Consider the following 12,763-nt stretch of genomic DNA (forward strand, 5'->3'; position numbering starts at 1 on the left):
GCCACCATGACCGTTGCCCGTCCAGCAGTAAGCTCCACGCCTCCTTCGGCGTCGTCCCGGGCTGCTGCGCCCACCCGCCGTTCGAAGCTTGCCGCCGCGACGGAACCGCCGATTCGTCCCGGGCCCGCCACGTCGGTTGTCGCGATGGGCGGCGCGGGTGTCAACGGTTGCATCACGCTCGCGAACGCACAACTACGCCTCGATATCGCGCCGGCGCTTGGCGGCGGCATCACGCGCTTCGACTGGCGTAGCGACGGCGCGCTCGTGCCGATCTTCCGGCCGTGCCTCGCGCCCAGCGCGGCCACCGATCCGAACGAGCTCGCGTGTTATCCGCTGCTGCCGTATTCGAATCGCATCGGCGGCGGGCGGTTTCAGTTTCTCGGACGCGGTGTCGATGTGCCGTGCAACCGGCCCGGCGAGCCGCTGCCCCTGCATGGCGACGGCTGGCTCGGCGCGTGGGACGTGGCGTCGGAGAGTTCGACGCACGTGCGGCTCACGCTCGATCGCCGCGATGGCGCGCCGTATTCCTATCTGGCGACCCAGTCGTTCACGCTCGAAGCGTCGACGCTGGTGGTGACGCTTTCTATTGAGAATACCGGGCGCGATACGTTGCCGTTCGGGCTGGGATTGCATCCGTTCATCACGCGTGAAGCCGATACCGAATTGTCTGCTGCCGCCGACGGCTTGTGGCTTTGCGGCGATGATTTCCTGCCGATCCGGCACGTTCCGGCCCCGCCCGCGTGGCAATTCGGCGTGGCTTACCCCATGCCCGCCGCGATGGTGAACAACGCGTTCACCGGATGGAGCGGGCGCACGAGCGTGATGTGGCCGAAGCGGCGGTTGTCGCTGACCATTTGCGCCGATACCGATTACTACGTGCTCTACGCGCCGGCTGGCCAGAATTTCTTTTGCTTCGAACCCGTCGATCACCCGATCAATGCAGTGAATCTGCCCGGTGGCGGCGCGGCGCACGGCATGACGGTGCTGGCGCCGGGCGAAAGCCTGACCCGCGAGTTCAGTTTTACCGTCGAACGATCGGGGGAAGCCAAGCGGCGTGGGCGGCCCAAGCAGCCCGCGGGGCAGAAAGCGCGCAAGACGGCGGCGGCGGTGCGATAGCGCTGTCAGAAAGCGTGGCGGCGGCGCGTTAAAATGCGGGATCGCTTATTTGCCCTCTCGCCCCCGGATGCCCATGTCTTTTATCGAATCGCTCAATGCCGCGTGGTCGCGGACCCAGTCCCTGCTCTGCGTCGGGCTTGATCCGGAGCCTTCCCGGTTTCCGGGCGCATTCAACGGGCGCGCTGATTCGATCTTCGATTTTTGCCGTCAAATTGTCGACGCTACGGCGCCGTTTGCCTGCTCGTTCAAACCGCAGATTGCGTATTTTTCGGCGCATCGGGCGGAGGATCAGCTTGAGCAGTTGATCGCGCATATTCATGCCGAGCATCCGGGATTGCCTGTCATCCTGGATGCCAAACGCGGCGATATCGGCAGCACCGCCGAGCAATATGCGATCGAAGCGTTTGATCGATACAAAGCCGATGCCGTCACTGTTAATCCGTATATGGGCTTTGATTCCGTTCAGCCGTATCTGGAACATGACGGGAAGGGCGTGATCGTTTTGTGCCGCACGTCGAATGCCGGTGGCTCGGATCTGCAATTTCTTAACGTCGATGGAACGCCGCTGTATCAGGTTGTGGCGCGGCTCGCGGCTGAGAAGTGGAATGCGAGTGGCCAGTTGGGGCTTGTGGTTGGGGCGACGTTTCCGCGGGAGATTGAGGTCGTGCGGTCTATTGTTGGCGATATGCCGTTATTGATTCCGGGCATTGGTGCGCAGGGCGGAGATGTTGAAGCGACGGTTCGCGCTGGGCGGGATTCTTCGGGTAAAGGCGGGATGCTGATTAATTCTTCGCGCGCGATTATCTATGCCGGCAAGGGCGATGATTTTGCTGATGCGGGGGCGCAAGCGGCGCGGCGAACACGCGACGCTATTAATGCGGTGGTTTGAGGTTGTTACAGGCTGAACAGTGCCGGCTTCGAATCGTCGCGACCGGGCAGGTACCGACCCATAACGGTCATCCAATTGTTTTCGTAACGGACATTCGATTTATCATCTCTGCGATGATCGAACTATCAGCCGCGATGAACCAGGACAGCGAACCTCTGCAGCCATCGGCCATACGCACCACGGTGGCCTAATGGCTTAGTGTGACCGCAGCGACCACTTATATGACTGCCTCAGGGTTTCCGCACGTAATCGCGCAGCGAGCTTCGGATGGACTGCTATACCCGCTGCGGCAAACACTTTTGGTTCTTCTCTCAGACTGCGGCCTCATCTTCGTCATTTGGTTGCCGGCTGCGTTCTTTTCCGTTCTGCCATGCGTTCTGCTCAAACTCCTGGCCCGCCGATACCGCCTTCGAAATCCGCTTTTTTACGTTTTTATGGGATGTTGTTTAGCGCTTCTCACTGTCGCTCCCATCATTTGGGCAACATCTGGTTTGACGTGGTACACAGATCCCCCGAACCCTCCACCGCCCCCCACGTTTTGGCAGGAATTCCATTCGATGGCAAACATATTCGCGGTGGCGGGCGCCCTGGCTGGCCTGACGTACTGGATCGCAGCGGGTCGCCATTTCGGCCGGAAGCCTGTCTAACTTTAGCTTCGCGGATCTCGCTGTCCAGCGTCCTGCCGCCCGAATCCAGTCCGATGCTGAACCGAGCTGGTGGCCCGGTGTTGATCACACCTCACCGACGCAAGTCGACCCATACGCGACAGTAGATTTTTCCGGGAAGCGGCCGTTCAATTTGCATCCCACGCACCCAGCGCGGTCTGGCTAGTTGACACGACTGACATCGTGCGACGCCGTTTAGCCGTAGCGCAAATTCAGCAACCGCGAACGAAATTTGTCACACTCGACGATATGCTGCCAGAAGCACGCGCCGCATTCGAGTTTATTGAAGTGGCGTGAGCGCACATGCTTCGAGGGGACGAGATAGTGGCCTATGATGGATTAATGGAAACGAATTACCTTCCGTATGTCGTTGCGATAGGAGCCTCCGGAGCGGAGGGGCTCAACGACATCGTGGACCTTCTCAGCGCATGGCCCGATGAGCTTCAAGCGGTGGTGATGGTTGTTCTACATCGCTCCAGCGATGAAATCAGCCATTTACAACAAATCCTGAGTCGCCGTTCAGCGCTGCCGATCGTCGTCGCGAAGGCAGCCCAGGTACTCTTGCCGAACATCTGCTACATCGGAGAGCCGAATCAGGCACTCTCACTGTCGACCGAGCGTCGGGCTTTCCTCGTCGAGGGAACTGATAATCGCCTGAGGAATCGAACGGTCGATACACTATTTGAATCTATCGCTCTTCACGCGGGCGAGCGGGCCGTCGGCATCGTTCTTTCCGGTGCACTCGATGACGGGTCGCGCGGATTGGCCGCCATTCACGCTGCGGGGGGACTGACGATGGTACTCGACCCGGCCCACAAACCAATTGGAATGCAGCAAAACGCCATCGACTATGACGGTCCGATCGGCTTCATTGGAAACGGGTTGGCGATCGCTGCAGCACTTGAGAATGCGTTAGCGCATGGCGGATGCAAGCTACCAATCGAAGATACATCGACTAATGGGGCTGCCCCGGATACTAAGATAGAAGTGAAATGACGTAGGCATGCCCCTTGGATGCGCGAGGTGTAACTGACGTCAAGCGCTGTCAATCGTCATGAACTTCGCGGCACGCTTCGTCCGATCGCGTCCAGCAACGCGCGCAACGTCACCGGTTTGCTGATATGAGCGTCAAACCCTGCCTCTATGGCTCTTGCTATGTCTTGTTCCCGCCCGAATCCCGTTAGCGCAATGGCCGGCACCCTCGCTGTGCGAGGTGATTTGCGCAGTTGCGCGATAAGCTCGTAGCCGCTCATCTCAGGCATGCCGATGTCGGACAAGATCACATCGAAGTCGTCCTTCGAAGCTGCAGACAAGGCCAACTCCCCGCTTGTCGCCGTTTGCACATGCGCGCCCTCGAGTTCAAGGAGCATGCGGAATGCCTCGAGTCCATCCAACGCATCGTCGACGAGCAGGATCCTCAGTCCTTTTAAAATGCTCGGATCGATCGGTTCAGTGGAGTTCTTTTCGTAAAACGAGTAGTAACGCTCGGGTAGCCATAGCCTAAAGCGAGCGCCGAGCCCGAGGCCCGCCGATTCGGCTTCTATCCGGCCCCCGTGCATTTCGGCTAGTTGTTTGACGAGGGACAAGCCGATGCCCAATCCACCGCGATCCCGTCGTCCTCCGCCTTCGGCCTGACTGAACATATCGAAGACCTTGGGCAGGAAATCCGAGGGGATACCGCGGCCGGTGTCTGCCACTTCGATGCATGCAAACCCATTCTCGCGCGACAGCAAGAGGTCTACGCGGCCGCCTCGCGGCGTAAACTTGAGCGCATTGCGCACCACGTTCCACAGCATCTGTTCAAAACGCACGGCATCGGCCTGAACAACCAATGGGGCGTCGATGCCGGACACCGAAAGATCAATGCCGTTTGACCTTGCATCGTCAGAACTGGCATCGACTACCGCGCGAAGTACGGCTGCGAGATCGACTGGTTCGAATTGCAAGGTCAGCTTGCCCGTGCGCACACGCGACAGATCGAGCAGGTCATCGATGATCTTCGCTTGAGAGATCACCGAACGCTGGATCGCATCGGCCGCCTCCCTTACGGGGGCGATCTCCTTCGCTGCGGGCAATCGTGTCAACAGTTCCGCTTTCACGTGAATCAGATTGAGCGGGTTCTTGAGCTCGTGCGATAACACCGCAAAGAACTCGTCCTTAAGCCGATTGGACTCTTCGGCCTGCGTACGGATCGCGCGCTCCAGCGTCAGTTGCAGTTCCTGCTGACTCTCTGCACCCTTTTTGTCGGTATCGTCTCGCGCTATCTTCGCGTAGCCTTTGAAACTGTCGGTATCAATCGGCGTGACAACGCCCCTGCAATAGATTTGTGTTCCGTCCTTGCGCACGTGCCAACGGTCATCATCTGCGCGCCCCGCAGTCGCAGCCTGCTGCCGTTCCCTGAGCGCCATGCCCGCAGCGCGCTCGTCGGGAAGGAAGATCAGGTCGATTGGCTGACCGACGGCTTCGTCCGCCGAATATCCAAATACCCGTTCGGCCCCTTTGTTCCACGTGACGATCACGCCATCTGTGTCCTGTACGATGATCGCGTAATCGTCGGTAGCTTGAGCCGCCAGCTTCAAGCGGTCCCCGCTTGCTCGTGCCTCATGCTGGGCCTGTCGAAGGGCCGTGATGTCAATCAACGTGAGGACCGCGCCATCGATGCGGTCGTCGGAAGTGCGATAGGGCAGCAGACGAGCGAGAAGCCAGCGGTCTTCGTTCGTTTGGATCTCCCTCTCGATGAGCTTCAGGTCCTCGAAGGAGCTTGTCGCATCGGCGGTAAGTTGAGGGTAAATGAGGCGATGCGTCAGGTCTGGAAGGGGTCGCCCGATGTCTGAATCAATGAGGTTGAACAAGCCAACAGCAGACGGAGAGTAGCGTTTGATGCGCATGTTGCGATCGACAAAGATCGTCGCGATCCCTGTGCCGGCAAGGAGATTTTCGAGATCGTCGTTCGCTTTGGCGGTTTCTTCCACTTTTGATAACAGTTCACCGTTGACCGTGGTGAGCTCCTCATTGACGGACTGCAACTCTTCCTTCCCGGTCTCAAGTTCTTCGCTGGTCGAGCGCATCTCTTCGACAATCGCCTGCAACTCCTCGTTGGACGCTTTGAGTTCCTCGTTCGACATGCTCGACTGTTCGATGCTGGCCTGCAGTTGTTCCTTGGTAAGGTGTAGCTCACCTTCCAATTGGGCGACAAGTGGATCGAGCACCTTCTCGCTGCCATCCCCCGAAACGGGTGTGTTTGCCTGTTGCAATTCGGTAAACGTAATGAGCACGACATCGGTATCGTCCGCGTTGTCGTGGTAAGGGCGCACTGCTATGTCGACGTGGGAATGGGCTTCACCGCGTGAGAACCGTACATGTCGAACGTCGACGTTTTGTCCCTGCTGAAGCGCTTGAAACAGTGCAGCACGCAGTTCCACGCGTAGGTCGGGATTGATCAGCGTCAGGAGCTGGTGAGTGGGCTCGCCGCCCACGTATCTGAGAAAGCGACCCGCCTCGTCGGACAGGTGAACGATCTGTGTATCCCGATCGACAATCACGTACGGCGGGGCATGATGTTCCAGTACGCGCTGATGAAGCCCGGTCCCGGTCCCGGTCCCGGTCCCGGTCCCGGTCCCGGTCGAGGGCGATCGCGCACGGGGCGGCGCAATCGGCCCAACGCTGAACTGAGCAGTCGATGCGATCTGTGTGACGACGGGAGGCAGGGTCCGCATCTGTTGGGTTGACGATAGCAGTCTTGCCCGGTAAATCCGGTTTTTCTTGTCCACGGGTGTAAACAAGTCGTCGGCGATCTCGGCGGATTCTGCGCTGCCCAGGAACAGATAGGCGCCGGGGCGAAGCGAGAAGTGAAAGGTTTGCAAGATCTGACGCTGCACCGTCCGATCGAGGTAGATGAGGAGGTTCCGACAGGAGATCAGATCGAGCTGCGAGAACGGCGGATCGCGCAAAATATTGTGCGACGCGAATAGCACCTTTTCGCGCAACACCTTCGAAATCACTAAGCGACCGCGTGTTCTCGCGAAAAAACGTTGAAGACGGGCCGGCGGCACATCTGTCAGGATCGCCTCGGGATAGGTCGCCGATCGGGCAAACTGGATGGCTTTTTCGTCAATATCGGTTGCGAACAGTTGAAGGCCAGGCATGTTCAGCGGATCGGTGCCGCCTTCGCTCAATATCATGCCGAGCGAATAGACTTCTTCGCCGGTTGCGCAGCCCACCACCCATGCACGGACTTTCTCTTCTGCGGAGCGGTTTGCCACCAGCTTTGGCACGACCTCGCGCTCGAGCGCTTCAAATGCCTCGCGATCCCGAAAAAAGTTCGTGACACCGATCAGAAAGTCTTTGAGCAATGCTGTGGTTTCTTCGCGGTGCGTGTCCAGGAAGCGCAGGTACGTGGGCAGGTCAGCGATCGCGTTGACCTGCAAGCGCCGCTCGATACGTCGCAAAATCGTAGCGCGCTTGTAGTGGTAAAAGTCGTGGCCCGTGCGGGCTTGCAGCGTCTTAAGAATGCCGAGCAGCGCTCGCTCTGCGTCTTCTCCATCCTCCTGCACCACGGCAGATAGTTCTCTATCGTCAGTCTTGGGAAGCGCAATGACACGGGCGTTGCTCCACAGTTCGATCAGCTTTTGCGGCATATCGACCACCGGCAAGGCGATGTCCACCATACCGGTCGCCAGTGCGCTTCGCGGCATCTCGTCGTATTCGGCATCTTCCGGACTTTGGGCGATGGTGACGCCCGCACACTCCTTGATGCGGCTGATTCCGACCGCGCCATCGCTACCGGTACCCGATAGGACAATGCTGATCGCTCGCATCCCGTGAGCTTCGGCTAAGCTGCGAAAAAACAGGTCAATCGCTTCAGGACGACCATGCGGGCGTTCCGCACGGGTAACGTGCAGCGAGCCGTCGATCATCGATAAGTTGCTCGCCGGCGAAATCAGGTAGACGCAGTTCTTCTCGATCACCGTAGGTGCCGTCACCTGCGTCACGCGCATCTTCGTTGCCCGTTGGATAATTTCGTCGGCGTGGCTTTCAAATTTCGGCGACAAGTGCAGCACGATCACGAAGGCCATGCCAGAGTCACGCGGCATATTTTCGAAGAAGCGAAGCAACGCTTGTATGCCGCCAGACGACGCGCCGATGCCGACCACGGGAAATCCTAGGGTCGAAGCGCTCACAGGCGAGTCATTTTCCAGCGCAGGGGGTAATTCCGAAGGGCGATGATCTGTCATTGTGGGATGCGCACGCTCCAGATCGCGCAGATTGGCCGAGACTTTCGAAGTCGCATTGAGTCGCCTTTGAGGATAGCACCACCGACGCTGGCATCTTCGTTCCGTGAAAAGGGTTGCGGCCCGCGCTGAAGACACCAGCGAATGTGAAGTGCGCACCTACTGCGATGACGAGAACTAAGCGCAATTTTCATGCCGCGCCTATTCACGGCCGATCAGTAGCAGCGGTCACAAATAACGGAATAGTCGATCGACAGTGGAATCATTTTGACCAACTTCACCAATGGCCCTCTCGGTTTCCAAGGACCCGATCTCATCACTGTCTCCAGATTTTTCAATGCAAGATGTTCTAACGCGTAGGTTCGTTGATACGTATATTTCACATTTCGAGTGCCGTCGTCGAATGACCGAAACTGGCCCAGACCGTGTCAAAACGCGTAGCGGCGCAGACTCGGACGACACCTGTTCTCGCAGCGAAGTGCGAATATTGAATGCGGCATTTGGAACATCGATTTCGTCAAAGAGGATGTCGTCTAGTCCCCAGTTGATCGCATGCGGGCCTATGCCTGCATCGCTTTCATGACCGTTTCTGAACCGAGTAACTTAATGACTCGCTTCATGTTGTACGCAAGCACGTGCAGGCTCATCTCGGTGCTGACTCGCTCGATCGTTCGTGTTAAGAAATGCGGGGCGCCCATCCAAGCCTTGATTGTGCCAAACGGATGCTCGACGGTTTGTCTTCGGATACGCATCATGTCGGGGCTGTGGTCAAGACGGATTTGCATCTCATCGAGAACCCCTTCGTGTTCCCAGCGCGTTACCCGGCGTTGTACGCTCGGCGTGCACTTGTCCTTTAACGAACACTGCTGGCAGTTCGAGCTCCAGTAACGGTGCAACTTTAGCTCGCGCTCGATCGTCACGTAGCGCCATATGAGACGCTCTCCCGCTGGACAGCGATACTCGTTCGCCTCGGCGTTGTAAATGAAATCGTCTTTGCTGAAGCGACCGTGAGCCGTCGCACCCGACGTCACTGTCTTCGGAACGAATACGGTAATGCCAGCTTGGTGACACGCGAGTATCTCCTCGCTTTTGTAATAGCCTCTGTCCGCAACTGCCGTGAGTTTCTCGACGCCCATTTCCTTACGCGCGAGCTTGGCCATCGACGTGAGTTGGTCTCGATCAATACCGTTGTTGGTGACCTCGTGCGCGACAATCAGATGGTGTTTTGCATCGACCGCTACCTGGACGTTGTAGCCGACGACGCCTGTCCCCCGCGTCTTCATCGACCGCGCGTCCGGGTCTGTGAGCGACACTTGCTTGTCGGGCGTCGCGTTGAGTCGAACTTCGACTTGCTTGAGGATTTGCATTTGCTCTTTGAGAGCCGCGATCTTGTCTTGCAGCCGCTCCGTCTTCGCCTTCGCGATAGTGGGTTCTTGGCGATCGGCGGTGTCCATTTGCACAAGATAACGGCTGATGCTTGCCTCGATATCCCGCATTCGCCGCTCCAGTTTTGCGCTCGTGAAATTGCGGTCGCGATGGTTCACTGCCTTAAACTTGCTCCCGTCTATCGCAACGAGCGCTTCGGCGAACAGGTCCAGGCGTTGGCATAGCATGACGAACTGACGGCAGACGCTGCGGATCGCTTTGCCGTTGTCTTTGCGAAACCGCGCAATGGTCTTAAAGTCCGGTGCCAGGCGGCCCGTGAGCCACATCAATTCAATGTTGCGCTGGGCCTCGCGCTCAAGACGACGACTGGATTGAATACGGTTCAGGTAACCGTAGATGTAGATCTTAAGCATCACCTCAGGATGATACGAAGGCCGACCAGTCAGCGCTGGTTCAACGCCTTCAAACCCAAGTTTCTGAAGATCAAGTTCATCTACAAAGACATCGACTACGCGCACGGGGTTGGTGTCCGTCACGTAGTCGTCAAGTGCTTCGGGAAGAAGAAAGCTTTGCGTACGATTGTCGCCTTGAACGAACCGCTTCATCTCGCTCACCCCCGCTATCGGACGTGATATTTTAGCAATTCAAAAAGGTGTTTTGACACACTCTGGGCCGATGCTAGTCGCACACCTCTAGTCACCTACCTTCGACTTGAACCCGCTCAATACGTGAAGTACGTCGAACGTCTCGCACTCGAGAGGCATCGATTCATCCACTACTCGTCCGATCCGAAGACACTCGTCAGAGAAGAAACGCCAGTGCTGCGCCTGCCAATTCGCTAGGGAAAGATCCCCTTCGCCTTCACTAGCTGCAAATTCGGCGGATACGCGCGCAAACAGAACGATCTTTACAGTTGCCGCCCGCCGAACTAGCGTGGGTCGACCATGCCAATCGAGAACAATCTCGATGTCTCCGGCTTTTGGCAAAGCGTCGCCCTCGAATTCCCAAGACCACAGCAGACTGCAGGTCGCTCGTTTTATGCCGGCCGAGATAAGTAAAATGAGCCCATTTGATAGTGTTTCGGAATCGCCAAAACTGCCGATCCGAACGTCGCCATCTGGCAGGTAGATACCATGTTCGTGCAATTAATCGACAAGCTGCTTGATGATCAAGTTCATACCTTCAAATTTCAAGTCGCGATGCCAAAACTGAGAAATTGCGGCGATTGTCCCGCTGGAACTGGCGTACTGGCTAGTGATTGTCGATGATTCACGGCATCCTGTCGAACGACCGAAAGTGGCCGAGGCTGTGTGAAAACGCATTGATCGCCTAAACTGAATCAACGCATTGAGACCGGGTGACTCATGAAGCGATTCGTTGAAGGCGATGACCGCAAGCAGGTTGCACTACTTCCCGAATGTGTTGACGACTACATCGAACAGGACAATCCAGTCAGGGTCGTAGATGCCTTCGTCGACGAGTTGGACCTGGCGGAACTTGGTTTCAACGGCACCATGCCGGCGCTCACGGGCCGCCCGTCCTATCATCCGGGCGTGACGCTCAAGATCTATATCTACGGGTGTCTGAACCGTGTACCCTCCAGCCGGCGTCTTGAGCGCGAATGCCAACGCAATGTCGAGCTGATGTGGCTGACAGGACGTCTGGCACCAGACTTCAAGACGATCGCTGACTTTCGCCGCGACAACGGGCCGGCCATTCACAGTGTATGCCGTCGTTTCGTCGAACTGTGTCGCGGACTGAAGCTACTATCCAGCGACATGGTGGCCATCGATGGCAGCAAGTTCAAGGCTGTAACCAGCCGTGACAGGAACTACACGGCCGGCAAGATCGATAAGCGTCAGCAGCAGATTGAGGAAAGCGTTCAGCGATATCTCGACATGATTGAAACCGCGGATCGGACCAGTCCGATAGGTTTCGATGTGAAGACCGTGCGCCTGTACGAGAAGATCGCGCTCTTGCGCCGGCGGATGCGTGAGCTCGAACAAATCAAAAGGCAGTTGAAGAAGCAACCGGACGGACAGTTGTCGCTTACGAATCCGGACTCCCGTTCCATGACCAGTGGTGGCAAAAGAACCGGAACGGTTGGCTACAACGTTCAGGCCGCTGTGGACACGAAGCATCATCTGATCGTCGAACACGACGTGACGAATGTCGGAAGCGATCAAGGCCAACTCAGCAGGATAGCTTTGTCAGCGAAGAACGCGATGGGCAAGCCGAAGCTGAAGGTGCTGGCTGACCGGGGCTACTTCAGCGGGCCGGATATTCGCGCGTGCGAACTGACCGGGATCAAAGCGTATGTCCCGAAACCACTTACCTCGGCATCAAGGAAGAAAGGGCTCTTTACCAAGCGCGACTTCGTCTACGTTGCAAGGAGCGATGAGTATCGATGCCCGGCAGGCGAGCGCGCAATTCATCGATTCACGACGGTTGAGCACGACATGAATCTGCAGGTGTACTGGCCCAGTGCATGCCAGCGTTGCCATCTCAAGGAGCGATGTTCGTCCAGCGACTGTCGCCGAATCCGACGATGGGAGCACGAACATATTCTGGAAGCCATGCAGCGCCGGCTCGACCGAAAGCCTGATGCAATGACCATCCGCAGAAGTACCGTTGAGCATGTATTCGGCACGCTCAAGCAGTGGATGGGTGCCACACACTTTCTGACTCGGACGCTCGGACGGGTGAGCACTGAAATGAGTCTTCAGGTATTGGCCTACAACCTGAAGCGCGTTATGAATATACTTGGGGTTGCCCGGACAATAAAAGCGATGAGGATGGCTGAAACCTAAGGCCCTGCGGGGCTTTTTTTGCGCTCGAGACGTTACGTTAGCGCGGGCTCGACCAACCAAACTCGAATAGTCACGCTGGCGGCTCGCATCCACCGATAAAAAACAGTTTCCACACAGCCTCGGCCGTACTGAGCCCGACGGTGGCCGGCTCACGATGACCCGTTGCCGCCATCCGAATTTACGCAAAGCGGCCGTTCAGTTGTCGCACGATCAGCGTGTGCCTTTCCAAACGGAGTGCCATGGCAGACCGGATGGTCGCGGGTGGCCAGGGCGCGGCCCTTGAAGCCATGACAGCGAGCATTCCAATGGGTCGGCACAGACGCCCGGAGGAAATCGCGGATGCCGTTTTGTGGCTTTGCAGCGACGCGTCCAGCTACGTGACCGGTCAGTCCATTTCCGTCGACGGCGGCTTTATCATGCGATAAATGATGTTCAGCGCCGAGAGCGACCCATCACTGACCGATCTCGGGTAGCTTTTGGCGCAGAAGCCACGGATTGTGCTTTTGTCCGGCACGCTTAAGCTCAAGCGGCTCAATGAGAATCGCAGGCCCCGCTCAAGGTAAAGCTGCGCGCGTTTGATCGGGACGAGATTCAGTGTGCTGCTTCTGCAATCAAGGTCCAACGTGACTGATCCCAGGACGATGATGAAGCTATCCGGTCTTTGCG

The 12,763-nt window shown here is 57.5% G+C and carries 8 protein-coding genes; 5 read left to right on the forward strand and 3 right to left on the reverse strand.

Annotation, left to right across the window (positions count from 1 at the left end; translation table 11 throughout):
* Positions 1-6: 6 nt before the first annotated feature.
* The 3 genes from GSQ93_RS12655 to GSQ93_RS12665 all read left to right on the forward strand — a co-directional run bounded on the left by GSQ93_RS12655 (position 7) and on the right by GSQ93_RS12665 (position 3,666).
* Positions 7-1,116, forward strand: coding sequence for an aldose 1-epimerase (locus tag GSQ93_RS12655; protein WP_158936022.1), 1,110 nt, complete (start codon positions 7-9; stop codon positions 1,114-1,116).
* Between the two features lie 73 nt (positions 1,117-1,189).
* Positions 1,190-2,005: an orotidine-5'-phosphate decarboxylase gene (pyrF, locus tag GSQ93_RS12660; protein WP_158936024.1), complete on the forward strand. Its 816-nt coding sequence runs from the start codon at positions 1,190-1,192 to the stop codon at positions 2,003-2,005.
* A 1,007-nt stretch (positions 2,006-3,012) separates the two neighbouring features.
* Entirely contained in the window at positions 3,013-3,666 is a 654-nt protein-coding gene (locus GSQ93_RS12665; RefSeq protein WP_121947342.1) for a chemotaxis protein CheB, read from the forward strand.
* A 56-nt stretch (positions 3,667-3,722) separates the two neighbouring features.
* On the opposite strand, the gene GSQ93_RS12670 is transcribed toward GSQ93_RS12665, so the two are convergent.
* The 3 genes from GSQ93_RS12670 to GSQ93_RS12680 all read right to left on the reverse strand — a co-directional run bounded on the left by GSQ93_RS12670 (position 3,723) and on the right by GSQ93_RS12680 (position 10,432).
* Complete coding sequence (locus GSQ93_RS12670) at positions 3,723-7,850, reverse strand: CheR family methyltransferase (RefSeq protein ID WP_367889750.1); 4,128 nt, start codon at positions 7,848-7,850, stop codon at positions 3,723-3,725.
* 611 nt (positions 7,851-8,461) lie between these two features.
* On the reverse strand, positions 8,462-9,892 hold the full coding sequence (locus GSQ93_RS12675) for an IS1182 family transposase (RefSeq protein ID WP_158936115.1): 1,431 nt from the start codon (positions 9,890-9,892) through the stop codon (positions 8,462-8,464).
* Between the two features lie 87 nt (positions 9,893-9,979).
* Positions 9,980-10,432: an ASCH domain-containing protein gene (locus GSQ93_RS12680; RefSeq protein ID WP_254073859.1), complete on the reverse strand. Its 453-nt coding sequence runs from the start codon at positions 10,430-10,432 to the stop codon at positions 9,980-9,982.
* Positions 10,433-10,651: 219 nt separating this feature from the next.
* Between GSQ93_RS12680 and GSQ93_RS12685 the strand changes: the two genes are divergently transcribed.
* Positions 10,652-12,097: an IS1182 family transposase gene (locus GSQ93_RS12685; protein WP_158936027.1), complete on the forward strand. Its 1,446-nt coding sequence runs from the start codon at positions 10,652-10,654 to the stop codon at positions 12,095-12,097.
* Positions 12,098-12,336: 239 nt separating this feature from the next.
* A complete protein-coding gene (locus GSQ93_RS12690; RefSeq protein WP_216857619.1) occupies positions 12,337-12,522 on the forward strand; it encodes an SDR family oxidoreductase in 186 nt (61 codons plus the stop codon).
* Positions 12,523-12,763 lie beyond the last annotated feature (241 nt).

This window comes from Burkholderia sp. S171, assembly GCF_009766085.1.
GTDB lineage: Bacteria > Pseudomonadota > Gammaproteobacteria > Burkholderiales > Burkholderiaceae > Caballeronia.